17 protein-coding genes are annotated in these 26,116 nt (G+C 47.3%); 8 read left to right on the forward strand and 9 right to left on the reverse strand.

What is annotated here, in order from left to right; genetic code table 11:
- Positions 1-85 precede the first annotated feature (85 nt).
- From ACTTKA_RS08455 to aspS, 9 genes are all read right to left on the reverse strand, one after another.
- Positions 86-1,762, reverse strand: coding sequence for a putative transporter (locus ACTTKA_RS08455; protein ID WP_442724692.1), 1,677 nt, complete (start codon positions 1,760-1,762; stop codon positions 86-88).
- Between the two features lie 307 nt (positions 1,763-2,069).
- Positions 2,070-2,672: a response regulator transcription factor gene (locus tag ACTTKA_RS08460; protein ID WP_442724693.1), complete on the reverse strand. Its 603-nt coding sequence runs from the start codon at positions 2,670-2,672 to the stop codon at positions 2,070-2,072.
- Positions 2,669-3,361, reverse strand: coding sequence for a hemerythrin domain-containing protein (locus tag ACTTKA_RS08465; protein WP_442724694.1), 693 nt, complete (start codon positions 3,359-3,361; stop codon positions 2,669-2,671). The genes ACTTKA_RS08460 and ACTTKA_RS08465 overlap by 4 nt, the downstream gene beginning before the upstream one ends.
- A 223-nt stretch (positions 3,362-3,584) precedes the next feature.
- The gene (gene ahpC / locus ACTTKA_RS08470; protein ID WP_442724695.1) at positions 3,585-4,151 is read right to left on the reverse strand and encodes an alkyl hydroperoxide reductase subunit C; all 567 of its coding nucleotides are present in this window, start codon (positions 4,149-4,151) and stop codon (positions 3,585-3,587) included.
- Between the two features lie 269 nt (positions 4,152-4,420).
- Positions 4,421-6,412, reverse strand: a complete 1,992-nt coding sequence (gene rho, locus ACTTKA_RS08475) for a transcription termination factor Rho (RefSeq protein ID WP_442724696.1) — start codon at positions 6,410-6,412, stop codon at positions 4,421-4,423.
- A gap of 230 nt (positions 6,413-6,642) precedes the next feature.
- Complete coding sequence (gene tilS / locus ACTTKA_RS08480; protein WP_442724697.1) at positions 6,643-7,959, reverse strand: tRNA lysidine(34) synthetase TilS; 1,317 nt, start codon at positions 7,957-7,959, stop codon at positions 6,643-6,645.
- 77 nt (positions 7,960-8,036) lie between these two features.
- Positions 8,037-8,831, reverse strand: coding sequence for a zinc ribbon domain-containing protein (locus ACTTKA_RS08485; protein WP_442724707.1), 795 nt, complete (start codon positions 8,829-8,831; stop codon positions 8,037-8,039).
- 194 nt (positions 8,832-9,025) lie between these two features.
- Positions 9,026-10,123 (reverse strand): Nif3-like dinuclear metal center hexameric protein, encoded by a 1,098-nt coding sequence (locus ACTTKA_RS08490; protein ID WP_442714223.1) that lies wholly within the window; start codon positions 10,121-10,123, stop codon positions 9,026-9,028.
- Positions 10,124-10,138: 15 nt separating this feature from the next.
- Positions 10,139-11,908 (reverse strand): aspartate--tRNA ligase, encoded by a 1,770-nt coding sequence (aspS, locus tag ACTTKA_RS08495; protein WP_442724698.1) that lies wholly within the window; start codon positions 11,906-11,908, stop codon positions 10,139-10,141.
- Positions 11,909-12,394: 486 nt separating this feature from the next.
- Here aspS and ACTTKA_RS08500 point away from each other — a divergent pair, with 486 nt between their 5' ends.
- The 8 genes from ACTTKA_RS08500 (at position 12,395) to ACTTKA_RS08535 (ending at position 25,714) form a co-directional block, all read left to right on the forward strand.
- Entirely contained in the window at positions 12,395-14,842 is a 2,448-nt protein-coding gene (locus ACTTKA_RS08500; RefSeq protein WP_442724699.1) for a DNA translocase FtsK 4TM domain-containing protein, read from the forward strand.
- Positions 14,839-15,480, forward strand: a complete 642-nt coding sequence (locus tag ACTTKA_RS08505) for a LolA family protein (protein WP_442714226.1) — start codon at positions 14,839-14,841, stop codon at positions 15,478-15,480. Before ACTTKA_RS08500 ends, ACTTKA_RS08505 begins: the two co-directional genes overlap by 4 nt.
- 36 nt (positions 15,481-15,516) lie before the next feature.
- Entirely contained in the window at positions 15,517-16,455 is a 939-nt protein-coding gene (gene trxB, locus ACTTKA_RS08510) for a thioredoxin-disulfide reductase (protein ID WP_442724700.1), read from the forward strand.
- Between the two features lie 13 nt (positions 16,456-16,468).
- Positions 16,469-17,251, forward strand: coding sequence for a glycerophosphodiester phosphodiesterase (locus tag ACTTKA_RS08515; RefSeq protein ID WP_442724701.1), 783 nt, complete (start codon positions 16,469-16,471; stop codon positions 17,249-17,251).
- A gap of 7 nt (positions 17,252-17,258) precedes the next feature.
- Positions 17,259-18,740 carry a glycoside hydrolase family 10 protein gene (locus ACTTKA_RS08520; protein ID WP_442724702.1) on the forward strand — a complete coding sequence of 494 codons (1,482 nt, stop codon included), beginning with the start codon at positions 17,259-17,261 and terminating at the stop codon, positions 18,738-18,740.
- A complete protein-coding gene (locus ACTTKA_RS08525) occupies positions 18,737-19,240 on the forward strand; it encodes a UpxY family transcription antiterminator (RefSeq protein ID WP_442724703.1) in 504 nt (167 codons plus the stop codon). Before ACTTKA_RS08520 ends, ACTTKA_RS08525 begins: the two co-directional genes overlap by 4 nt.
- A gap of 143 nt (positions 19,241-19,383) precedes the next feature.
- A complete protein-coding gene (locus ACTTKA_RS08530) occupies positions 19,384-23,013 on the forward strand; it encodes a glycosyl hydrolase 2 galactose-binding domain-containing protein (RefSeq protein ID WP_442724704.1) in 3,630 nt (1,209 codons plus the stop codon).
- A gap of 976 nt (positions 23,014-23,989) precedes the next feature.
- Positions 23,990-25,714, forward strand: coding sequence for a hypothetical protein (locus ACTTKA_RS08535; RefSeq protein ID WP_442724705.1), 1,725 nt, complete (start codon positions 23,990-23,992; stop codon positions 25,712-25,714).
- The last annotated feature ends 402 nt before the right edge of the window (positions 25,715-26,116 follow it).

Raw genomic sequence — 26,116 nt, forward strand, 5'->3', positions numbered from 1 at the left:
TTTAAAAGAACAGTCAAAAACAAAACCGGCTACCTCGCGTCTTCTTTGCAGGGTAGCCGGTTTTTGGTATAATCAAACTGAATCGTCAGGCGAAGAATAGAATCATCAGTTGAGCCGTAAGCACACGCAGGAACATAGTCAGCGGATAAACAGTCGCATATCCTACCGCCGGAGCATCGTTACCGGCTGTTGCATTCGAATAGGCAAGTGCAGGAGGATCGGTAGTGCTTCCCGCAAGTAGTCCCATCAAAGTAAAATAATTCACTTTGTAGAAGTACCGCCCAATCGTGCCGATTATCATTAATGGCAAGACGGTAATGATGAAACCGTACCCAATCCACAAAAGTCCGCCTCCATTGATGATCGTATCCACAAAACCTTTTCCGGCACCGATACCGACACAAGCTAAAAATATGGTAATACCGATTTCACGCAGCATCAGGTTGGCGCTGGCAGTCGTGTAAGTTACCAGTTTATATTTATATCCGAAACGGCTCACCAGAATAGCGACAATCAGCGGGCCACCGGCCAGACCAAGTTTTACCGGCTGAGGGATGCCAGGGAAAGTGATCGGAATACTTCCCAAAAAGACTCCGATCGCGATACCCAGAAAAATCGAAATCAGATTCGGTTCATTCAGTCGCTTCATCGAGTTACCCAACACTTTTTCGACCGCAACAATGGAAGCCTCCGTCCCGACGACATTCACCCGGTCACCCACCTGCAACACCAGATGAGGCGTTGCCACCAGATCAACCCCGGCACGACTGATTCGCGTGATGTTGATACCATACGATTTACGCAGTTTCAATTCTCCGAGTTGCTTGCCGTTCACTTCCGATTTCGTGACCAGAATACGGCGGTTGACAAGCTGGCTCTCCAAACTTATCCATTCCTTACGATCCATCTGAATCTCTTCGCCGATGAACGTCTTGATCGTCTCGGCGTCATTCTCGGTAGTGATAGCAAGTACTTTGTCATTTTCATTCAATACCGTATCGGCCGATACGATCTCCATCTGTTTGCTGTTGTTGTACCAAATACGCGAAAGTACAAACTCCCGGTCTCCCACAAGCGCCGACAATTCGCCAACCGTTTTTCCGAACACTGCCGGATTCTTCACGAGCAGTGAAACAGGAGACGCCTCATTTTCATGCTTATTATCTTCAGCTTGTAAACGATCTGATTCTTTTCCCAAATCAATCCTGAAAAGAAAACGGATACACAAAATAGCAAGGATAATACCCACAACTCCTAACGGATAAGCTACCGCATAGCCGAGGGCAATCGTCGGTGCAGGTTCGCCATGTATATCGGAATAGGCTTGTTGTGCCGCACCCAGTCCGGGCGTATTCGTCACCGCACCGGAAAGAATTCCGACCATCGTCTCCATCGGAATACCCGTTATATAATGAATAATCAGTGTCGTCACCACTCCTAAGAATACCACGCCCGCTGCCAACATATTGAGCGTTATTCCTCCTTTTTTGAACGACGAGAAAAAACCGGGCCCTACCTGCATCCCCACCGAATAGACGAATAGAATCAACCCGAACTCTTTGAAGAAATGTAGAATCTCCGGATGAATCGAAAAGCCGAAATGCCCTAGAAAGATGCCGACAAACAACACGAACGTAATTCCCAACGAAATACCCCCAATTTTCACCTTTCCCAACAAAATTCCACCTACAATAACAATGGATAACAACATCACGGAATGGGCGATTCCCTCGCCCCATAACAATTCATTCAACCATTCCATAAACAATCTTATTTTAAAAAAAATTTTGACCACAAAAGTACACTTTTTTTTTCAGTTATGGACTCCCCTTTCCCACTCTTCTGCGTCGCAGGAAAGATAGCTCACGCAACACCCTATGAATAACGGATGAGCGACAAAAGTAACATGACAGCATCCGAGGTCAAAACGCAATATCAGTCCGCAAACCATTTATTATGTAAATAAATAACCAATACCATAACAGAAAGATACATTCCGCAACACAACAACAAATACAAGTGGGTTAATTCAAGTTGTTCGTTGCAGGCAAGAGTGCTTATAAATCAGATTATATAGAATCTTCTTCGACAAGGTTATTCATCAGTGCGTACATCGCAAGTCCGGCAACAGATTTGATATTTGTTTTACGAGTGATGTTTTTACGATGAGAAATAACCGTATGCACAGAGATATGAAGCCTATCCGCGATTTCTTTACTCATCAACCCCTTAGCAACCAGAACGAGGACATCTGTTTCACGCCTCGTAAGCTCGTAGTTCGTTGAATCCATAGGGAGTTTGTGCGTGGATGCTGAGGTTTGAGCTTCGGTAAGTATTTCGGAAATACGTTCACGTGCCTCCCTGATTTCGAGGATTCCGTGAAAAGACTGAAGAACTGCACTATCGATATATTGGTAGACGAGCGCAATGATCGTCATCTGAGGATAATCTTGTAAAAGACTGAAAACGACCGGCCTTTTGGAATAAGGAAGCATGGTAGGATTAATCAGGAGGATATCAGGTCGAGCCGCAGCCAGACGTTCTCTGAAATCGTCCATATCTTCGAGAGGAGGGAGTATTTCAAATTCCGTCAATTCTTTGAGTATCCGCGTAAGTCCTTCCGTTACGATGGCTGCGGGTTCGACAATCAGTATTTTTTCTTTGCGACTCATTTCTTTTTTCTTTCGAGCATTTCTACATAGGGTACGAGGATTTTATCCTCAATCAAAGTATGTTTATTGAGGTCGGTCGAAAGTTGAAAGATGTCAAAGACAAGTTCGATCGATTCTTTAGGTGAAGCGTTTGCAGGTAGATATTTGAAAATGATCTGGGTTAAATCATTTAATTTATCTTCTATGTTGCTGTGTACTTCAGCAAAATCACGAATATGGTAAGACTCATGAACTTCGCCGGACAAGAGAGCCTGAATATGCGGAAATACGATCTGCTCTTCGTATTTGAAATGCTCTTCAACTTCGCTTTTGTAGTCGTTAAAAAATCGTTTGAGCACATCTCCATATTTGGGACTTACTTTATTGATGACATTCAAAAGATGACGTTCAATATGGGGCAATTGTTCATACATGTAATGATGGTGCGAAGCCATAAGATAAGGTACGAGCAAGCGCATGTCGGTTGATTCGATCTTTTCCCTTTTAGGAAGATAAGAATCGAAAGCATAAACGTTGCACACAAGCAAAAAAAAGTCTGCCGGCACATTGTTCATGAGGCATATTTCCCTTACGCTTTTATCTCCGAATCCGAGAGGAATGCCAAAACGCGGCAACATAAGTATAAGGTTATGATTGACTGAAATGAGATCAGCCAATTTCATTTTTTCCGAAAAGAGCAATTTCTCCATAGAATGTCTTTTTTGTTGACAAAGGTAGTTATTTTTTGAGTAAATGCTCATTCTTTCTCCCTATTTGTAGTGATATGGCCTGAAAAAATCGCCATAAAAAGGGATATGACCGGTTGCAGGGATAAGCATAATTGCGTTTAACGGACTGCTGGAAAATAAAAAGAGGCTATCTCCGTGAACAACACAAAGACAGCCTCTTCCTAAAAGAAAACCCTGCGTATGCTTAAATCTTACCTACGAGATCAATGCTGGGTTTAAGTGTAGAAGCACCTTTTTTCCATTTTGCCGGACATACTTCCCCGTCGTTTTCAGCAACGAATTGAGCTGCTTCAACTTTACGAAGCAATTCTTCCGCATTACGTCCGATACCGTTATCGTGAATTTCAGCGACTTTCACTTTGCCTTCGGGGTTTACCACAAACGTTCCGCGATAAGCAACACCGGATTCTTCGATCATCACGCCGAAAGCGCGCGAAAGCAATCCCGTCGGGTCGGCAAGCATCGGATACTTGATTTGGCGAATGCTCTCGGAAGCGTCATGCCACGCTTTATGAACGAAATGGGTATCGGTGCTCACGGAATAAATCTCTACACCCATCGCCTTGAATTTATCATAATTCTCAGCCATATCGACTAGTTCTGTGGGACAAACGAACGTAAAATCAGCCGGATAGAAGAAGAAGATAGCCCACTTCCCTTCAATATCCTTGTTCGATACGGTTTTAAACTCTCCATTGTGGAATGCCTGAACTTTAAATTCAGGAATTTGCGAATTAATAATCGGTTCCATAATTTAATCTGTTTCTTTTATATAATACTAAATTGAAATCATTACAATTTCAAGGCAAAGGTAAGTGTTTTTCTTCTCCCGTGCAACTTTCCGTTCGTGAGTATTTTCGGTATCTCTGTCTTCACCCACTTAAAGAAGCTTTTTACCTCGTAAATTGATCATACTTCGTGAGATTGAGAGAACCGTATCCCAACCAAACAGGGCTATCCGCTTGGTCTTTGACCTTCGGATAGCCCCACTCTTATTTTTTAGTTTGATCGGATGATCGTTTATCCGTTCATCGAAGCCAAAAACTCCATATTATCGAGCGTATTTTCCATCTGTTTCTTCACAAACTCCATCGCCTCGATCGAGTTCATGTCCGACAAGTATTTACGTAATACCCACATTCGGTTGATGGTACTATCGTCTTGCAACAAGTCGTCGCGACGTGTGCTCGACGCAATGATATCGACAGCGGGATATACCCGTTTGTTCGAAAGTTTCCGGTCTAACTGCAATTCCATATTACCCGTACCTTTAAATTCTTCGAAAATCACATCGTCCATCTTCGAGCCCGTCTCGGTTAATGCCGTAGCCAGAATCGTAAGGCTTCCTCCGTTCTCGATGTTACGGGCTGCGCCGAAGAAACGTTTCGGTTTTTGCAGCGCATTGGCGTCTACTCCTCCCGAAAGCACTTTTCCGGAAGCGGGCTGAACCGTGTTGTACGCACGTGCCAAACGCGTGATAGAATCAAGAAGAATGACCACGTCATGTCCGCATTCAACCATTCGTTTAGCCTTGTTAAGCACGATGTCGGCAATTTTTACATGGCGCTCGGCCGGTTCATCGAATGTAGAAGCGATCACTTCGGCGTCGACACTGCGTGCCATATCGGTTACTTCTTCAGGACGTTCGTCGATCAGCAGAATAATCATATACACTTCGGGATGATTGGCTGCAATCGCATTCGCAATATCTTTCAGGAGCATCGTCTTACCCGTTTTCGGTTGGGCGACGATCAAACCACGCTGTCCTTTACCGATCGGAGAAAATAGATCGACCACACGCACGGCAATATGATCAAACACTTTCGGCGACCGACGGGCAGTCAGCATAAATTTCTCGTCCGGGAACAGAGGAGTCAGATGATCGAAAGGCACTCGGTCACGCACTTCTTCGGGTGAGCGTCCGTTGATTCTGTCAACTTTGACCAGCGGGAAATATTTTTCGCCTTCTCGTGGCGGGCGGATAGGTCCTTCGACAATATCTCCCGTTTTCAGTCCGAAAAGTTTGATTTGGGATTGCGACACATAAATATCGTCCGGCGAAGTCAGATAGTTATAGTCCGACGAGCGCAAAAATCCATATCCATCCTGAATGATTTCCAATACTCCTGTTCCTGTCAGGATTCCATCGAAATCGTACACCGGCACATTATTGGTTGGAGTATTCCGTTGGTTCGGATTGTTATTATTCGCCCGATTATTGTTTTGCGGCCTGTTCTTCGCCTCGTTCGGTTGCTTTTCGCGCTGCGGAGCAGGCGGCTGCATCGGTAACACCTGATCAAGGACCGAAGGTGTATCGTTCGCATGTTTAAAGATTAGCCTTTTGGGGCTTTCTTCCGGTTGCGATTCCGTCTTTTCTTTGTGAGCCGGATGGTCTGTTTTCGCAACCGTTTCGGTCCCTGCTTCAGTTTCGGCAGGAAGAACCGCAGGAGTTGTTGCCATCGGTTTCGTTACAGGTTGATTCACTGCTTCAGCAGTAGGAAGAGCAGCCGGAACAGGTTCTACAGTTGAGGACGTCTGTACGGTTTGTACCGTTTCATTCGAGGCCTGCAACTTTTCTTCTACCGGCTCCTGACTTGCTTTTTTAGGCGGACGTCCCGGCTTACGGGGCTTCTCGGCCGTGTTTTTTTCTTCATTTTCACGAACAGGTTCAGTTTCTACAATCGAATTTTTAGGCGGTCTTCCCCGTTTGCGAGCTTTCACTTCTTCGGTCGCTACAGTTTTTTGGGCAGTCGTTTTAGGAGCGTCTTTTTCGGCAGTCTGGCTTTTATGTGCTGCCACCCGCTTGGCTTTCTGCTCCGATTTACGAGCTTCTTTTTCCTTTTCTTTCTCCATTTGGATACCGGCTAATGAAACGGCCTGCTCGTCAAGAATCTTGTAGATCAAATCCTGTTTTTCAAGAGATTTCATCTTTTTAATTCCCAAATCGCTTGCGATCTGTTGCAATTCGGGTAATTCTTTTTCCGTGAGTTCAAGAATATTATATTTTTGCATATGATGTAAATAGAGCAAATGAGTATCGGCATTCCGGAAGGTTGATCATCCTGTAATGAACAGGAGCCCTCCATACCGTCTTTGCTTTTGTTAATAATCAGTCAAAATTTATGTAGTTCGGATTGTTTGTCTTTTTCCTGAGATGGAGATATTGTTGTATTGTTTTTACTCTATCTATAGATGAAGACGCTGCAAATGTAGCGTTTTTTTTATGAATGACAAATTTTCATTCAAAAAACAGTTGCAATCAGTACTTTTTTGGTAGTGGTTTCGACACGATAACGATGGTCTGTACGTTCGCCGACAATCCATACAATATCTTCTCCGGAGCAAAGTAACCACGTTTGTTCTTTCTGCAAGCGACTGAATTTATGATCGGAAAAGTAATCGCTCAGTTTTTGGCGTCCTTTCATCCCGAGAGGAATAAACCAGTCGCCCCTGCGCCATGTACGTAATGTTAACGGGAAAGTTAACTTATCGCGGTCAAAAGTAGCCACATGAGGGTGCTTATGGATAATAAACGAAGAATCGATGATGCGTTCTTCGGTTCGCAGGTTGATGGGGGTATGAAGTGTGCCACCGGGTTCGACCGGATATATCGTTTCATCTTGCAGCTGTTTTCTGTATACAATCAGGAGTTCTCTGTCTTTCAGAATCTTATAATCGGTCTCCGGGGCAGAAAACGTTTTACCCGATTCACGGTGAAGGCTGTTGAAGATAGCCGGAATCTGTTCACGTGTGAATCCGTAGGATTTAATCAATTCGTAAAGGACGGTTTGAGGAACTTCCGACTCCAACAGCCGGCTAATGGAGATGCGCTCCTGATCATCAAGCAGGCGAGCACGTTCTTTTTCGATGGTCGACCGATAAATGACTTCGATGTCGGACAGATGTTTGCTTGTTCTCAGAATCGCTTCCCGGACGGACGGATTGATTTTCTCCATCAGCGGAAGAAGCTGCCGACGAATAACATTACGGGTATATGCGTCGGAGAAATTCGTACTATCCTGCTGATAAGCAATCTTTTGCTCTGCCAGCCACACCTCGATTTCGGAGCGGTTGACGGCCATCAACGGCCGGACAACGTATTCGTTTTTCGGTCGGATGCCGTGCAGTCCGCCGATACCGGTTCCCCGGATTAGATTCATGAGTACGGTTTCGACACTGTCGTCCTGATGATGAGCAACCGCGATAGCCTGAGCATGGTAAGCCGTGCGGAGTGTTTCGAACCATTGGTAGCGTAGCTCGCGCGCGGCCATTTCGATAGAGATTCCGTGAGCATCAGCATATCCTACCGTGTCGAAATCCTTCTTTTCGAACGGGATTTGCAGTGATCCGGCAATTTGTCGCGCAAACGTTTCGTCACGATCGGCTTCCGCTCCGCGCAGATGAAAGTTACAATGAGCGGCGATACATCGGTAGTGCAATCGGTTCAATACATGAATCAGGGCGACGGAATCCGCTCCTCCGCTAAACCCCACGATGACGGGAGCATCGGGTTGAAGCAGACCATACTGCTCGATGTATTTCCGGATGGTTCGGAGCATTTCAGGAGAATAAAAAAAGCAGGGGATACGGATAAGATCCCGATCCCCCTGCCGAAAACGATTTCTAATTCTAATAATTAAAGTTTATTCTCTTCGGCCAATGCCGGATCGATCATGATGCGACCACAATATTCACAAACGATGATTTTTTTGCGCAGCTTAATATCCATTTGTTTCTGGGGCGGAATCTTATTGAAGCAACCTCCGCACGCATCACGCTCGATACCAACCACAGCCAGACCGTTTCGTGCTCCTTTGCGAATACGTCGAAAAGCGGTCAGCAGACGGGACTCGATCGTTTCTTCCAATTTTTTAGCTCTGTTGCGGAGCTTCTCTTCCTCCTGACGTGTCTCGGATATGATCTCCTCCAATTCACTTTTCTTCATATCCAAATCACCCTTTCGCCCTTCAAGTATTTCTTTACATTGCTTGACTTCATGTTTCTTGACGTCGACCGCAGCGTTCAGTTCCCTAATTTTTTTCTCTGCGAATTCAACTTCCAGCCCTTGATACTCTACTTCTTTCGATAAATTATCAAACTCTTTGTTGTTGCGCACGTTATCCAGCTGCGATTTATATTTTTCGATCAGTTCTTTCGACTCCGCGATTTTATTTTTCTGGGCAATCACGTTCGTTTTATTCGTTTCGATATCGGTTTGGTAGTTTTGGAGCCGTGTCTCAAGTCCGGCGATCTCATCTTCCAAATCCTGCACTTCTAACGGCAACTCTCCACGCAACGTTTTGATCTTGTCGATTTCCGTCATGATGGCTTGCAACTGATAGAGCGAACACAACCGTTCTTCTACCGTATATTCTTTATCTTCGTTGTCGGTTTTACCCTTTGCAACCGGAGCCGGCGTTGCGTCTTCTATGATTGTTTCTTCTGTCTGGGCAACGATGGGTTGCGCTTCCGTTTCTTTCACTTCCGGAACGGCTTTCTTTTTTTCTGCCTTTTCTTTTTCGGTTGCAACAGACTTTTTCGTTGTTTCTTTCTTTTTTGCAGGCGCCTTTTTAGCCGCTGTTTCTTTCTTTATTACCGTTTCTTCTTTCTTTGTCGCCATGTGCTCTATATATAATTTACGGGATTTGAATTTATTGTCGAAAATTGTACGGCAAAGGTAGGAAATTTTTTTGATATGATGTCATGAAAGATGTGTTTTGTACATATCTCACTTTCGTAGTGTCCGATGACAGCCAGCAGGATGCGATCTTCCACATCAAAAAAATCATTGTATTTTGCTTCGCCGGTGATAAAGAGATCGGCCCCGGTTGCGATCGCTTCGGGAATTAGGAAAGCTCCGCTTCCTCCGCAGAGCGCCACCTTCCGGATTTTTTTTCCGGTAAGATAGGAATGGCGCACCGAATCAAGATGCAACACCTCCTTAATTCGTTGCAAAAGCATTCGCTCATCCGCTTCTTCGGGTAACGTGCCCACAACACCTGATCCGGCCTGATTCCATTCGTTTTCGAGCGGGTAAAAATCGAAAGCCGGTTCTTCGTAAGGATGAGCAGCAAGCAGCGCGCGAAGCACTCTACTTTTAAGATGTTTGGGCAGGACGGTTTCGATGCGGATTTCCGGTTCGCGATGGAGCGTACCGACACTTCCGACGAAAGGCCGGCATCCTTCCGAAGCGCGAAAGCTCCCCTCGCCCCGAATGTTAAAGCTGCAAGCGTCGTAAGCGCCGATATGGCCGGCCCCGGCCTCGAAGAGCGCCGTGCGCACGGCTTCGGCTTGAGCTTCGGGCACGAATGTGGCCAGCTTCAGCAGAGCGCCTTGTTGCGGGCTGAGGACACGAACGTTCTGTAAGCCGAGGTATTCGGCCAACTTAAAACTGACCCCATTTGTCGCATTGTCCAGATTCGTATGAGCGGCATAGACGACCAGATCGTTCTTGCAGGCCTTCATGATGCAACGCTGCACGTAGTTTGTTCCCGTCAGCGACTTGAAAGGCTTAAACGCAAGCGGATGATGCGAGATGATCAAGTTACATCCGCGTTCGAGGGCTTCGTCGATCACCGCTTCGGTAACATCCAGACAGAGAAGCGCGCCTTGTGCCGGCTGATCGATATTGCCGACCTGAACGCCTGAATTGTCGAACGACTCCTGCAACCACAGCGGCGCATGACGTTCGATTTCCTGCAAGATGTCTCTGATACGTAACATGGGCATATTGAGGATTTACTGTTTTCCGCTGATTTCCGGATCAATTTCCAGATGCAACTCTTTCAACTGACTTTCTTCCAATAGCGAGGGGGCATCGAGCATCACGTCGCGTCCGGAATTGTTTTTCGGGAATGCCATGCAGTCGCGGATCGAGTCAAGCCCGGCGAAAATAGACACCATACGGTCTAACCCGAAAGCGATGCCGCCGTGCGGCGGTGCGCCGTACTTGAAAGCATTCATCAGGAAGCCGAACTGCTCCTGCGCCCGTTCTTCCGTAAAACCAAGTATGTTGAACATCTTGTCTTGCAGCTGACTGTCGTAGATACGAATTGAGCCGCCGCCGACCTCGACGCCGTTGATGACCAAGTCGTATGCGTTCGCGCGAACGGCTTTCGGATCACGTTCGAGCAATGGAATATCTTCAGGTCTGGGCGAGGTAAAAGGATGATGCACGGCATAAAAGCGCTGATCTTCTTCGCTCCATTCGAGCAGCGGGAAATCGACAATCCAGAGGCACTCGAATTTGTTTTTGTCGCGCAAGCCAAGCTGATTTCCCATCTCCAGACGCAGTTCGCAGAGTTGCTTGCGTGTCTTGTTTACCTCGTCTCCGCAGAGAATCAGCAGCAGGTCGCCCGGTTGAGCGCCGAAGGCCGCTTTGACTTCCTGCAATTTCTCCTGCGAATAAAATTTGTCGACACTCGACTTCACGCTTCCGTCAACTTCTACACGAGCGTAAACAAGTCCTTTGGCGCCGATCTGAGGCTTTTTAACAAATTCGGTCAATCCGTCTAACTGTTTGCGGGTATAGCTTGCCGCTCCCTGCGCACAGATACCGCCTATATATGTCGCGTTATCGAATACCGGAAAACCCGCCCCTTGGAGCATCTCAGTCAGTTCGACGAATTTCATGCCGAAGCGCACGTCCGGTTTGTCCGATCCGTAATATTTCATGGCATCGTGCCACGTCATACGCGGGAACGGAGCGTCGAACGTTGTATCAAGTAACGTTTTGAAAAGATGTCTGGTCAGTCCTTCAAAGATGTTCAGTACATCGTCTTGCTCCACGAAACTCATTTCGCAGTCGATCTGTGTAAATTCCGGTTGACGGTCGGCACGTAAATCTTCGTCACGGAAACATTTCACGATCTGGAAATAACGGTCGAAGCCCGAAACCATCAGCAGCTGTTTCAGCGTCTGGGGCGATTGCGGCAGCGCATAGAACTGTCCCGGATTCATACGCGAAGGCACCACGAAATCCCGTGCTCCTTCGGGGGTTGAATTGACCAATACGGGAGTTTCGACCTCCAGAAAACGCTCGTTATCGAGGTATCGACGTACTTCAAATGCCATGCGATGACGCAGTTCGAGATTTTTACGGACGATGTTCCGGCGCAAATCCAGATAACGGTATTTCATCCGCAAGTCGTCACCGCCGTCCGTCTCGTCTTCGATGGTGAAGGGCGGGGTCATGGCCGCATTCAGAATATTCAGTTCGGAAACGATCAACTCGATCTCGCCCGTGGGGATATGGGCGTTCTTGCTCGAACGTTCTTTGACGGTACCCGTTACCTGAATAACGTATTCGCGTCCGATCTTATTGGCCTGCTCACAAAGTGAGGCATTTACTTCTTCGTTGAATACCAGCTGGGTGATACCGTATCGATCGCGCAGGTCGATAAAAGTCATGCCACCCATTTTCCGTGTCCGCTGCACCCATCCGGCCAGTGTCACGTTTTGTCCTTCGTCGCACAGGCGCAGTTCACCGCAAGTTCTTGTTCTATACATATTCCAAAACTTATTTCTTTTTAAAAAAACGCACAAATGTACGGGATAATTTTCAAATTCCGCACCATAAAGACAGATGAAAAGTTTTTGAGGGGGCTGAATAACACGATTAAAGAGACGTCACAAAGCTCTATCTGCTTGTTGCAAGGGGTAGGAACCGAGTATCCGGTATTCAAACAGCTTCTTTCGCATGTATTTTGTAATGGTTCGAAACTTTCTCTTTCATCTTGAACATGTTCAAAGCGCATAAAACCTTGCCTCGTTCCTTATCGAATGACTCTTGGATAAAGTCTGCAAAATACGTTTTGTATGCTACGATTTTACGATGCAAAGATAAAAAGGTTTTCTTCATGCTTAAAGTACATCTTGCGTATTGCCCGTTAGGTCGTTCGTTCAGCTTGAATTATTAGAGAAATATCGCTATCTTTGCCCGCTGAATTATTTCGTCCCGTGATTGGATAACAGGGAGGAAATGAGCGATAAAAAATGGCAAAAAAGACGATAAAAAAGAAACGTTCGCAAGAAGCGGATAATGATATATGGGGGTCGCTGAGTATCTTCTTCACAAGTGAACGCTTACGTTTTCTTGCGGGGCTACTACTCTGTTTCGCGGTGATTTATATAGGCATCGCTATGGCTTCTTTCTTTTTTACAGGCGGGGCAGACCAAAGCGCCATCGAAAATGTACCGTTAAAAGACCTGTTGATCAACCGCGGACGCGTTCAAAACTGGGCCGGCGTGCGTGGCGCTTTCATCGCCGATCTGATCATGAACCGCTGGTTTGGCGTGGCGTCTTTCTTTCTGCTGTATTTTTTCGGGTCGTTGGGTGTCTATCTGATGGGCGTTTGCCGGATGTCGCTCATGAAACGCTTTTTGTTGTGCAGTTCGCTGCTTATCTGGAGTTCACTCTTTCTGTCGTTCGTTTTTCTGAAAGGTTACGAAGACTCGTTTCTATATTTAGGGGGGCGTCACGGATATGAATTGTCCGAGGTCTTGATTCGGAATATCGGCATACCGGGGACGGTGCTGTTGCTGATGGTCTCTTTGCTTGTCATTGCCATTTTTACGAGTAAACGTGTAATGCCATGGTTGCAACAGATACTTAACCTCTCGTGGTATCGGAACAGATTGACAGGAAAGCAGCAGGCGCAGAACAATCTGGATACGGAAGAAGACGACGAAGAGAAGGGTTATATGAGATCCAAAACCTATCATGCAACCACAGAAGATGATGAAGAACAGGACGAAGAAGATACGCCGGATATAACGGTAACATACGATGATGATCCGTACCGTACAGCAGATTCTGACGACGAGCCGCAAATCAGACCGATGGCTGATGGTGACAGAATCATCAACGGTGAGTCAGTATTTACGATCGAGGTGCCCAAAGAAGAAGAACCGTACGACAATTCGACCATGGGCGATTATGATCCTCGTCTCGACTTGTCCAGCTACCGTTTCCCGACACTCGACCTGCTGAAAAAATACGAACAGGCCGAAAGACCGGTCGACATGGCGGAGCAGACCGATAATCAGCGACGCATCAAGCAGACACTCGAAAACTTCGGTATCAGCATACTGTCAATTAAAGCAACGGTGGGGCCAACCATCACGCTCTACGAAGTCGTACCGGCGCAGGGGGTGAGAATCTCGAAGATTCGTAACCTCGAAGACGATATCGCCCTGAGCCTCGCCGCGCTCGGCATCCGTATCATCGCCCCGATGCCCGGTAAGGGAACGATCGGCATCGAGGTGCCCAACAAAGACCCTCAGATCGTTTCGATGCAGTCCGTAATCAGTTCGCGCAAATTTATCGAAAGCAAATACGATCTCCCGGTGGCGTTGGGACGCACCATCACGAACGACGTCTTTATGTTCGACCTCTGCAAAGCTCCTCACCTGCTGATGGCCGGTGCTACGGGACAGGGAAAATCGGTCGGGCTCAACGCCATCATCACCTCATTGCTGTACAAGAAACATCCCGCCGAACTGAAATTCGTACTCGTCGACCCCAAAATGGTCGAATTTAGCATCTATGCCGAAATCGAACGTCATTATCTGGCAAAGCTACCCGACGAAGAGAAAGCAATCATCACCGATTTTACGAAAGTGGTACATACGCTAAATTCGCTCTGTAAAGAAATGGATAACCGCTATGAGTTACTGACGAAAGCACACGTCCGTAACATCAAAGATTATAATGAGAAATTTATCAGCCGACGGCTGAATCCGGAGAAAGGGCATAAGTATATGTCGTATATCGTGGTCATTATCGACGAGTTCGGCGACCTGATCATGACGGCCGGACGCGACATTGAAATGCCGATCGCGCGAATCGCGCAGAAAGCGCGCGCCGTAGGTATTCACATGATTATCGCAACGCAACGCCCGTCGACCAACATCATCACCGGAACCATTAAAGCAAACTTCCCCGTGCGCGTGGCCTTCCGTGTCTCTTCGATGATCGATTCGCGTACCATTCTCGACTCGCCCGGCGCCAATCAGCTGATCGGACGGGGCGATCTGCTTTTTTCGCAAGGCAGCGACATGACCCGCGTGCAATGCGCTTTTGTCGATACGCCCGAAGTGGAAGCCATGGCATCCTACATCGGTCAGCAGGCAGGCTATCCCACGGCCTTTGAGTTGCCGGAATATGTGCCGGAAGGTGAAGCCGACAAAGCATCGGGCGTTGACCTCTCCGATCGTGACCCGCTCTTCGACGAAGCGGCGCGACTCATCATCCTCCAACAGCAAGGTTCTACCTCGTTGATTCAACGTAAATTTTCAATCGGTTATAACCGTGCCGGACGGCTGATGGATCAACTCGAAGCCGCCGGCATCGTCGGCCCCTACGAAGGGAGCAAGGCGCGTCAGGTATTGATACAGGACGAATATTCATTGGAACAGAAATTAAATACATTAAAGTCATGAAACGAATACGATATATAATTATAATGTTATGGTTTTCCGTCGCGGGAGTTGTCACGGCACAGAAGGCCGAGGCGCTTTTAAACAAGGCCGCTGCTGCGTATGAATCATCAAACGGATTAAAAGCCTCGTTTGCGGCAAATATTCGCCACGAAAAACAAGGCGTTTCCGAAAGTTTCGAGGGCACCATACAAATGAAAGGAGACAAATTCGTGCTTATCACACCCGATACACGGACATGGTACGACGGTACGACGCAGTGGACATACGTCGTCCGGACCGATGAGGTCAACCTGTCCAACCCCACAGGCGACGAGTTGGAGTTTACCAATCCGATGACCCTCCTTCGCTCTTATAAGAAAGGCTTCACGCTCTCCTATATCGGTCAAAGCACGTCCGACAACGGTAAAATGGCCGACGATGTGATGCTGGCCTCGAAAAAAAACGGCGATGTGGCAAAGGTCGAAGTACAGATCGAGCGAGCTACCTCGTTGCCGGTACGCCTGACGGTGACCCTGAAAAACGGTGTGCGCAGCGTAATCCGCATCCGTAAGATGCAGACGGGTATCAATCAGCCGGAGCACGTCTTCCGATTCAATCCGGCCGATTACCCGGGAGCAACAGAAATAGATTTACGATAATAATAATTACCAAAAACAAAACAAACAGTTAAGAATATGACAAACGAGAAAGTGCGTTGTTTGATTATCGGCTCGGGACCGGCAGGATACACGGCTGCCATTTATGCTTCGCGAGCTAATTTAGCCCCGGTATTATACGAAGGGATTCAGCCCGGTGGCCAGTTGACTACGACAACTGAAGTGGAAAATTTTCCCGGCTATCCGGATGGAGTGACCGGTACGGAGATGATGGAAGACATGAAAAAACAAGCGTTGCGCTTCGGAGCCGATGTACGTCAGGGAATCGCTACGGCGGCAGATTTATCGGCTGCGCCGTATAAAATTACCATCGACGGCGAAAAAGTGATTGAAGCGGAGGCATTGATCATTGCCACCGGTGCATCTGCCAAGTATTTGGGATTGCCCGACGAGCAAAAATATTCGGGTATGGGAGTTTCGGCATGTGCCACATGCGACGGCTTCTTCTACCGCAAGAAGAAAGTAGCCGTTGTAGGCGGAGGCGATACGGCATGCGAAGAAGCGCTGTACCTTTCCGGGCTGGCCTCACAGGTGTACCTGATTGTACGGAAACCTTTCCTGCGTGCTTCAAAAGTCATGCAGGAGCGTGTGATGAACACACCGAACATTCAGGTGCTGTTCGAGCATAATACGGTTGGACTCTTTGGCGAAAACGGAGTAGAAGGCGCTCATTTAGTGAAACGCAAAGGTGAGCCGGACGAAGAAATGGTCGACATTACCATCGACGGCTTCTTCCTGGCCATCGGACATAAGCCCAACTCGGATATCTTCAAGCCGTGGCTCGCTACAGACGAAACGGGATATATCCAAACCGAAGGTGGTACGCCTCGAACAACGGTTCCCGGTGTATTTGCAGCCGGCGATGTGGCAGATCCCCATTACAGACAGGCCGTAACGGCAGCAGCGAGTGGTTGTAAGGCGGCCATCGAAGCCGAACGTTATTTGATGAACCAATAGTATACAGAACGATATGAACATATTAGCAGGAATAATCTCTTTCTGTATCTTTTTCACAAGTTGTTCACAGATAGACGAACCGGAGATTCTTACACCGAAAGTACGCATCATTGCACACCGTGGCTTCTGGCAGTCCAAAGGGGCTGCCCAGAATTCCATTGTATCCCTTGAGAATGCGGAGGATATCGGGGTCTATGGGGCAGAGTTCGATGTACATCTGACGGCGGACAGCGTGCCCGTTGTTTTCCATGATATGACGATCAACGAAATAAAAATACAGGAGACAAATTATGCGGCGATTCAGCAGATCGCGCTGACCAATGGAGAAAAAATTCCGACGCTGCGTGAATACCTGGAAGCTGCCCGGCGTACGAAACGCATCCGCTTGATTCTTGAACTGAAACCGCATGCTACACCGCAACGAAATCGTTTGGCGGCACGTATGGTTGTCGATTTGATACGGGAGAAAAAGTTGCAACATCGTACGGATTATATTTCATTCAACTTGGATGCGGCACGCGAATTTATTCGTTTGGCGCCCGAAGCCGAAGTATATTATCTGAACGGCGAGTTGTCGCCCGAACAATTGAAAAAAGAAGGTTTTGCCGGTCTTGATTATCATTACAGCGTGATGCGGAAAAATCGGCCGTGGTTCTACGATGCCAAACGACTGGGATTAGGTATCAATATCTGGACGGTAAATGATACGACACTGATGCGGGAGTTGATTGATGCGGGAGTTGACTTTATCACGACCGACTTCCCCGTTGAGGCGTTGAAGTTTATTCAGAAATAATACGGAGATGAAAAAGATCGTCGTGCTATTGTGGTGGTGTATCTGGGCCGGCAGTTTGTCGGCCGCAGATTACGACCACCCCAAGCACGAAATTCGTGCCGTATGGTTGACGACGATCTATGGCCTCGACTGGCCGACAAGTCCGGCAACGAATGAAACCGAACGAAACCGGCAGAAGCAGGAATTGCGTACCATCTTGGATCGTCTGCAAGAAGCCCACTTCAATACGGTTTTTGTACAAACCCGGCTGCGAGGCGACGTGATTTACCGCTCGCAAATCGAACCGGTATCAGCCGTTTTTACCGGACAATGCGGAAAATGGCCGGAATATGATCCACTCGCATTCGTGATTGACGAATGTCACAAACGAGGCATGGAATGTCACGCATTTTTCGTGACCTACCCCGTCGGTTCGGCCAAAATGGTGAAGGAACAGGGACATGCATCGGTTGTAAAACGCCATCCGGAGTTATGTATAAAACATCGTGACGACTGGTACCTCAATCCCGGTCATCCGGGAACGTCCGATTATCTTCTTTCATTAGTGAAAGAAGTCGTTACAAATTATGACGTCGATGGTATTCAGTTTGACTATATCCGTTATCCCGAGGAAGCACAATCCTTCCCTGACAGAAAAACGTATCAAAAGTACGGAAAGGGACAAAGTCTCGAAAATTGGAGACGTGATAATATCAACCGGATGATCGCGCGAGTGCATGATTGGGTAAAGAAGACGAAACCTTGGGTACAGGTGAGCAGTTCTCCTCTCGGCAAATACAGTAAAAGGCAGAATCCGAATGCTGGGTGGACGGCCTACGAAGATGCGTATCAAGACCCGAGAGCATGGCTGAAGGCTGGAAAACAGGATATGATCGTGCCCATGATGTATTATCAGCAACAAGATTTCTACCCATTTGTCAACAATTGGCTTGAACACTCCGGACAGCGAAACATGGTCGCGGGTTTGGGAGCCTATCGCCTGAATAAAAAAGAAGGTAACTGGAATCTCTCCGAAATCACCGATCAGATTAATTATGTACGCCGTCAAGGAGTAAAAGGTTGCGCTTTCTTCCGGACACAGTTTGTGATTAAGAATGAGAAAGGGCTGTATAATGAACTGAAAAACCGTTTCTTTAAATATCCCGCACAGCTTCCCCCTCTGGTTTGGATGAATGAGAAGGATTCCGTGCCGTGCGCACCGCAGGAAATCGTCGTCGTACGTGAACAGGAACGGCTGAAACTCTCGTGGAAAGGAAGGAGTTCAGACGACTATACCTATACCATCTACTATTCACAGTCCGATTCGATTGATATGACCAAGGCTCAATCGATTCTGGCAACAGGTATCCGGGAGAATGTACTGTATCTGCCCATCGATCGGCATGAGGAAAAGGAGTATTCGTTTTGCGTTACCGCGTCGAACCGTTACCGGATGGAAAGTCAGCCTTCGCGCTCAACTTATTATTATCTCTCGGAATACGAAAAATGAACAAAATGAGCGCAGAAACGTATGTAAACTGGTATGTTCTTTATACTTCGCCGCGTGCGGAGAAGAAAGTCGACGAACGGCTGAGAGGAATGGGCGTGGAGAGCTATTTGCCTTTACACCGCTCTCCGCAAGTCTGGTCGGATCGGGTGAAGATGGTTGATAAACCCCTCTTCTCGTCGTATGTTTTTGTAAGATGTTCGGAAGCGCAATTGATGTCGCTGTTGAAAGTATATGGCGTAGTCCGCATCATTTACTATTCGGGAAAACCTGCCGTTATTCGTCAGGAAGAGATCGATGCCATCCATTCGTTTCTGGAGCAGGCAGCCAACCACGTCCTTTCCATCGGTGAGAAAGTGGAGATTTTGAATGGCGCCATGAAACATGTTTCGGGAGTGATCCGCAAGTTGGGAAGAAACCGGTTACAACTCCATATCGAGCAGTTGGCGGTGACCGTAACCGTCGATCTGACGAGCGTAGCGCCGGTCAGGCGGATAAAATAAATCGCTTAACCGCATCAAACGATCAAAAACCTGATGGTGCGAGCCTCCTTTCCGCAAATATTTTTTTTGACCGGACAAACACAGCATATTGAGATGAAAATTACACGAAACGAACATATAATAAATTATAATCAAAATAAATCATGAAGAAATGGAAAGAGCGGAAAAGAGCCGCAGGGGTCTTTTCTTTTTGTACGGCCATCGCGGCCTCGGTATTTCTTTGCGGATGCAAAGAGACGAAAGTGAGCAGCGAATCGTTCGAGCGATCGGACTATTATACACGAGGGATAGGGCAATATCCCGGTAATCCCAAGGAAGATTTTTCTCCTTCTTTATCGCCGGATTATATGACTTATCGCAACATCGCCCTGCGCAGGGCTGCCTTCGCTTCTTCTGGCTACGACTACAACCTCACGGCACAACTTGCGACGGACGGGATCGTGACCGACAAGCAGCCGCAATACCTGAATCTCTCCACCCCCGAAGGTGACGTGCCGCGTCGTGAACGTGAATGGATGATTGATGAAGGCCCATATTCCAGAAACACCTTTATGGGTGATGATACGTACTTTCAGTTCTCGCTTGCAAATTACAGCGCGAAGGTCGGCAAGCTTTCGCTCGTAGGAACGCTTGTGTATGACGATAAAGCAGCCCGGGGCGGCTATGAGATCGTTTGCCTTACATCGGCCGATGGAAAGGAATGGACGGAAGCAGGCCGCCTGAGCGGAAATAACCTGCCGGGCGAAGCCGTATCGTACCGTGTGCCGGTAACCGATCCGAACAAGCAGACGGAGCAGATCGATATGTCGGTACGGAAACTGAACGAGACGATAACTTTCAAGCAGGAAGTCAACAGCCCCTATTATCGGGTGACGCTGAAGATGGCCGGCGCTCATAGTTGGGTGTTTACAGAGGCGAATTTCTATGATGCCGAGGGACTCGTGGAGATGAAACCGTCGAAGTTTTTCAACAGCGCATGGATGAGTGCCTCTGCCGGCGAAGAATGGCTGTATGTCGATCTGGGAAGCCGTTCCGAATTCGATAAAGTCGTATTACGCTGGGTCAACAAAGCCGTTCGCGGCAAAGTGCAGGTATCCGAGAATGCCGCGCAATGGGACGATGTAGCCGAGCTTCCCGGCGGTGAGGCGCTGACGGACGAGATCACCCTCGACAAAAAATATAAAGGACGTTACGTGCGTGTGCTGATGCAGGAAGCATCGGCCGGGAACCGCTATATCCTCAGCGAGATCGAAGTGATGGGCGTAGGAGGATTGGTGCCCTACCCGGCCGAAAGACCGGCCGTAGCAGACGGGCGGATGTCTCTCTCGGGCGGTAGCTGGATGATTCGCCGTGCGTCGGAAGTGACAGCTACGGGCGAAGAGATTTCGACCTCCAACTACAAGCCGGAGAACTGGCTCGTTGCCACCGTTCCGGGAACGGTATTGAGCAGCTTCAAAAACGCCGGAGCTATAGCCGAACCGAATTATGCCGATAACCAGTTGCATATCTCCGAATCGTTCTTCTACTCCAATTTCTGGTATCGCGACGAATTCGAGCTGCCCGAAAATTTCAAACAGGATCGTTTGTTCCTCAATTTCGACGGTATTAACTGGAAAGCCGACGTGTATCTGAACGGCCGCAAACTGGGACGTATCGAAGGCGCTTTCATGCGGGGCAAGTTCGACGTGACCGACCTTGTCGTCGCAGGTAAGAATATCGTTGCGGTCGAGATTGTGAAGAATGCGCACATCGGCGCCATCAAAGAGAAGAACCGTCAGAGCACCGACTTTAACGGAGGTATTCTGGGCGCCGATAATCCGACGTTCCATGCAACGATCGGATGGGACTGGATCCCGACCATGCGCGGACGCAACATCGGAATATGGAACGACGTATCGCTCACAACGACGGGCCATGTCACCGTCGCCGATCCGTTTGTGCGCTCCGTACTTCCCCTGCCCGATACGACCTCGGCCAAGCTGACGGCCGGCATCATCGTCCGGAACTGGGACACAAAAGCCGTGCAAGGTACGCTCGAAGGCAAAATCGGCGAAATCACGTTTGAACAGCTGGTCGAGCTGGCTGCGGGCGAAGAAAAAACGGTCGTTTTCGACGCGGCAGCCTATCCGCAGTTGAACATTCAACATCCGCGCCTGTGGTGGCCGAAAGGGTACGGCGCTCCGAATCTTTACGACGCAAACTTTACGTTCAAAGTTGGCGATAAGGTGTCCGATGCACGCAACTTCAAGGCTGGCATCCGTCAGATGACGTTTAATGAAGATAATCGTATATTGAGCCTCTTCATCAACGGACGTCGCTTTATCGGTCGCGGCGGAAACTGGGGTTTCAGCGAGTCGAACCTGAACTATCGCGGCCGCGAATACGACATCGCGGTAGCCTATCATGCCGATATGAACTTCACGATGATGCGTAACTGGGTGGGGATGATCGGTGACGAAGAGCTTTACGAAGCCTGCGACCGCCACGGCATCATGATCTGGCAAGACTTTTGGCTGGCCAACCCTGCCGACGGCCCCGATCCGTATTACCCCGAGATGTTCATTGCCAATGCCGAAGATTACGTGAAACGTATCCGCAGCCATGCCTCCATCGCCCTTTATTGCGGCAGAAACGAAGGATTCCCGCCGGCTCAGATCGATCAGGCGCTGCGTCGCATCGTCCGGGAAAAACATCCCGATATACATTATATCTCCAGCTCGGCCGACGACGTGGTGAGCGGACACGGCCCCTACCGCATGCTCCCGGCAAAAGAATATTTTACGCTGAAAACGGGTAACGACAAGTTCCACAGCGAGCGCGGGATGCCCAACGTCATGACATACGAAAGCATGCTCCGCACCTTCTCGCCCGAAGGACTTTGGCCGCAAGATCATCAGTGGGGAATGCACGATTATACACGCGAAGGCGCGCAGGGATGTACCTCGTTCAACGAAATCATCGCCAAGGGATACGGCGAACCGCAGAACGCGAAGGAGTTTGCCGAACTGGCGCAGTGGGTGAACTACGACGGGCACCGCAGCCTTTTTGAGTCGCGCAGCCTCAACCGCAAAGGACTTCTCATGTGGATGAGTCATCCCTGCTGGCCCTCGATGGTTTGGCAGACATACGATTATTATTTCGAGCCGACGGCTGCCTATTTTGCCATCAAGAAAGCCTCCGAGCCGTTGCATATCCAGTGGAACCCCGCCACCGACGAAGTAGAAGTGGTCAATTACAGTGGCGGCATGCGCAAGGGATTGACGGCAAAAGCACAGTTGCTGAATATGAACGCGTCCGTAGTCTGGGAAAAAGAGGCGACCGTCGACAGTCATGAAGATACGACAGACAAATGCGTCCGTCTCGAATTTCCGTCCGACCTCTCGAAGGTGCACTTTATCAAGTTGACACTAACCGAAAACGGAGCGATTATTTCTGAGAACTTCTATCATCGGAGCCTCGAAGAAAACAATTATCAGGCATTACGCGAACTGCCGAAAGTAAAATTACTCCCTGCGATCGATACTCGGAAAGACCCCGACGGTACTTGGCATGCCACCGTCACGGTCGAAAATACGACGGCAACACCCGCGCTGATGATCCGCGTGAATGTGACCGGAGAAAAGGACGGCTTGCAATTCCTCCCCGTATTCTACTCCGACAATTACTTTGCCCTACTTCCCGGCGAGAAGAAAACAGTTAACATCCGCTGGAAAGACGAAGATACGCGCGGTAACACCCCGAAAGTCCAACTGTCTGGGTACAACGTAGAATAACAGACCTTTTTTCTCAATAGTTAGTACTTACCCAAGGTTACGTTTACCGAATGTAATCTTGGGTAAGTTCGTATAATCTCCCATCTCATTTAAATTCTTCTAAAAAGTATAGTCCTTCGGGCGTTGAGTTGTTGATTTGTTGAGCTGTTGAGCTGTTTTGACTGTTGGCTGAAAGCCGGCTGCTAAATGACCATTAACAACTGACAATTTGAAAAGAAGCCCCGCAGGGGCGCGTTAATTCAGCCCAATGTGTAATCTGATCCGAACGCAATTGACGCAATTGACGCAAATAAGCGCAAATGAAAACGTGTGGTAGCTGAATACTGACGAACCATTAAACCCAAATTACGCGATACACTGTTCGGCGTTTACCATTAATAATGGATGTGCGAATGTACGACAATGGTTACGTCAGGCTTACAGCCCTCCCAACGGAGATATTGCTTTTTCCCCAATGCTTCGCTTCCGCTCTTCCCCCTTTGAAGGGATAACATCCCCTCTTCGCTCCGCTCTTCCCCCCTTTGAAGGGATAACATCCCCTCTTCGCTCCGCTTTTCCCCCTTTGAAGGGGGGGAGGGGGGATGTTCCTCTGCGTTCGGATACCATGTACCCGGCATAACATAATTCAGTTGTTAATGGTCAATTGTTAATTGTTATGCGTGGTACACGCCGAATCATGTACCTGAAAAATAACCATTAACCATTGACAATTAATAATTAATTTGTCATTCAGAGCGAAGTGAAGAATCTCTTTCCTTTTCCCCGCGAGATTCCTCACTACGTTCGGAATGACAAAGGGTGGCGTTCGGAATGACAAACACAGTTATTCGCGCTCATTTGCGAAATTTGCGTTCGGATAACCCTGCATAACCATTAACCATTGTCCGAAAGGGCTGATAGCCCGAATTATTTCAGCCCCATCCCGCAAGGGTGGGGTATCGACATCCGGACCTTGTTCGGAGGGCTGAAGGCCTGAATGAAATTCATTCTTATTTCTTCTATCGCGGAATCTGGGTTAAAAAGCGTAGCAAAAAAAGTAAAAAGTTCCGCGCCCCCGAAAGAAACAAATATTTTAACATTTCGCATCGCAGCGTTTTCAACCTTTTTTGCATCATATTTAAAAAAACGTTTGATGACATATCTTTTTACTAACTTTACCAGACAAATAATGGAAGTAATAAACAAGATTTTTCTCCGCCCGACAAGCCGATGCGCCTCGCAAACCGCACCGGAGGCGCAGCGTAAAAGAAATATCCGGAACACAGAAACAAGTATCAATTTTAAAAAACAGAAAAACATGAAAGCCAAAATCATTTTATGGATAGGTGTCCTGCTTTTGCTAACAGCAGGAGCAGGGTGCGAGAAAGCGGGAAAGAATGTGTTGGACGATGACAATCACTTACAGCAGCAAGATCAACCTAATACGAATCAGCCGGAAGAAGAGCCGGTGATACCGACAGCATTGATCGGTTCATGGAAACTGGCAGGTTTTGTGCGCACAACAGATAATGCGTTCGAAGAGATAGCATCCAAAGATTGTGCGAAGTGTTATACCATTACGTTTCTGAAAGACGGAACATTTTCAGGATATACTTCGGCAAACGAGGTCAGAGGCAGATATAAGGTGGATGAGACGTTGCGTATTGTCAAATGGGAGGGGACATCCGCAAATGAACAACCTGAAGGGAAGAAATATGTGAGTGCTATGCATGACATTTCTCGTATCGATTTTATGGGCGATCTGTTAAAACTGTATTACGATAACAGTCAGAACCAGCTGCTTTTTTATCGGAAGAAGAATGAGACATTGCCGGTTATCCCTTCGGAGCTGATCGGCTCATGGAAGTTGGAAGGTTTTGGCGATACGGAAACCAATGCGTTTCGAGAAGCCGATCCAAAAGATTGTACAGTCTGCTATACGCTTATCTTCCTTCGGAATGGAATGTTGACAGGGAAAAGCTCTACAAATGAAATAGGTGGGAAGTATGAAATTAAGAGCAATCAGCTTCATTTTCCTCTTTTTGGGCTGAAAACATACATCAATGAATTATGGGACGGACCTGTTTTTTTAGAAACAATTCGAAAAGTCGATCGCTTCGAAATAGCCTCCCAAAAACTCAAGTTATATTATAACGGTGGCAAAAATTATTTACGGTTTAAAAAAGTAGTAGGAACGACAGACGATAGTATGGATAATGAGATAGAGATATTGCTTGATGAAAAAAAAGCAGTTAAGGATAAAAAAATAAACGGATTGGTTCTTAAATTTTGCCTCCTTAACAAACAAGGAAAACCGGACACGCTTTTTAAAGAAGGAGACAATTTCACCTTTTATTTTTCATTGAAGAATATCACACAAAATGATATTTTTGTTTCAGCCGATTTTATAAACAATGATTTTTATCGGGTATATCAAAGTAACAACACCGATAGAGGTACGCCATGGACTGGTATATGGTGTGAGTTCAGCAGAAAACCAACAGAAGTGAAGATTGATCCTTTAACAACCAGAAAGTTAAACTGCCCTTGGAAATTAACAAATGACACTCGACCTGACTATCCTTTTTGTATGAGTGAGAGTAAAGAAACATTACCTAAAGGTGATTATTATACAATAATTCATACACGGATTAAGTATATGATTCATAAAAAGCTATTCACTGAAGATATTCATTTCAAAATCAATTTTAAAATCCAATAAGATGAAAAAGATACTGTTTACAGCCATATTCCTGTCCACATGCATTTTAGGAATATACGGACTGTCGTCCTAAGGAAAGTTGACAGTTGTTTTTGTTCTTATCGCTTCTTTTTTCTATCATGATTTACGCCACTTTTAAGGGATGTACCTTTTCTGGAGTGCGTTAATTCAGCCTCATGCGTAGCGAAGCGAAGCGTTGGGGAAAAAGAATACCCACTCCTGCGGAGGGCTGTAAGCCTGATGTAAAATGTTGATTTATTCAATGGTCGAGATGTTTTGCTTAAACAAACTTGCATGCTTTGCGTAATTTTACCGCCAAGTTCGCAATAGATTACGTAAAAGACGCAAAAAAAACAGACAAAATATTTGCATCTGATCAAAAAAATATTTATACCTTTCCTC

The sequence above is a fragment of the Tannerella sp. genome (assembly GCF_052170195.1).
Classification (GTDB): Bacteria; Bacteroidota; Bacteroidia; order Bacteroidales; family Tannerellaceae; genus Tannerella.

What these genes read in the sequence shown, in the direction of transcription:
- ACTTKA_RS08455 (WP_442724692.1), bottom strand. Translation starts at nt 1,762, where the DNA reads ATGGAATGGTTGAATGAATTGTTATGGGGCGAGGGAATCGCCCATTCC.
- ACTTKA_RS08460 (WP_442724693.1), bottom strand. Translation starts at nt 2,672, where the DNA reads ATGAGTCGCAAAGAAAAAATACTGATTGTCGAACCCGCAGCCATCGTA.
- ACTTKA_RS08465 (WP_442724694.1), bottom strand. Translation starts at nt 3,361, where the DNA reads ATGGAGAAATTGCTCTTTTCGGAAAAAATGAAATTGGCTGATCTCATT.
- ahpC (WP_442724695.1), bottom strand. Translation starts at nt 4,151, where the DNA reads ATGGAACCGATTATTAATTCGCAAATTCCTGAATTTAAAGTTCAGGCA.
- rho (WP_442724696.1), bottom strand. Translation starts at nt 6,412, where the DNA reads ATGCAAAAATATAATATTCTTGAACTCACGGAAAAAGAATTACCCGAA.
- tilS (WP_442724697.1), bottom strand. Translation starts at nt 7,959, where the DNA reads ATGCTCCGAACCATCCGGAAATACATCGAGCAGTATGGTCTGCTTCAA.
- ACTTKA_RS08490 (WP_442714223.1), bottom strand. Translation starts at nt 10,123, where the DNA reads ATGTTACGTATCAGAGACATCTTGCAGGAAATCGAACGTCATGCGCCG.
- aspS (WP_442724698.1), bottom strand. Translation starts at nt 11,908, where the DNA reads ATGTATAGAACAAGAACTTGCGGTGAACTGCGCCTGTGCGACGAAGGA.
- ACTTKA_RS08500 (WP_442724699.1), top strand. Translation starts at nt 12,395, where the DNA reads ATGGCAAAAAAGACGATAAAAAAGAAACGTTCGCAAGAAGCGGATAAT.
- ACTTKA_RS08505 (WP_442714226.1), top strand. Translation starts at nt 14,839, where the DNA reads ATGAAACGAATACGATATATAATTATAATGTTATGGTTTTCCGTCGCG.
- trxB (WP_442724700.1), top strand. Translation starts at nt 15,517, where the DNA reads ATGACAAACGAGAAAGTGCGTTGTTTGATTATCGGCTCGGGACCGGCA.
- ACTTKA_RS08515 (WP_442724701.1), top strand. Translation starts at nt 16,469, where the DNA reads ATGAACATATTAGCAGGAATAATCTCTTTCTGTATCTTTTTCACAAGT.
- ACTTKA_RS08520 (WP_442724702.1), top strand. Translation starts at nt 17,259, where the DNA reads ATGAAAAAGATCGTCGTGCTATTGTGGTGGTGTATCTGGGCCGGCAGT.
- ACTTKA_RS08525 (WP_442724703.1), top strand. Translation starts at nt 18,737, where the DNA reads ATGAACAAAATGAGCGCAGAAACGTATGTAAACTGGTATGTTCTTTAT.
- ACTTKA_RS08530 (WP_442724704.1), top strand. Translation starts at nt 19,384, where the DNA reads ATGAAGAAATGGAAAGAGCGGAAAAGAGCCGCAGGGGTCTTTTCTTTT.
- ACTTKA_RS08535 (WP_442724705.1), top strand. Translation starts at nt 23,990, where the DNA reads ATGAAATTCATTCTTATTTCTTCTATCGCGGAATCTGGGTTAAAAAGC.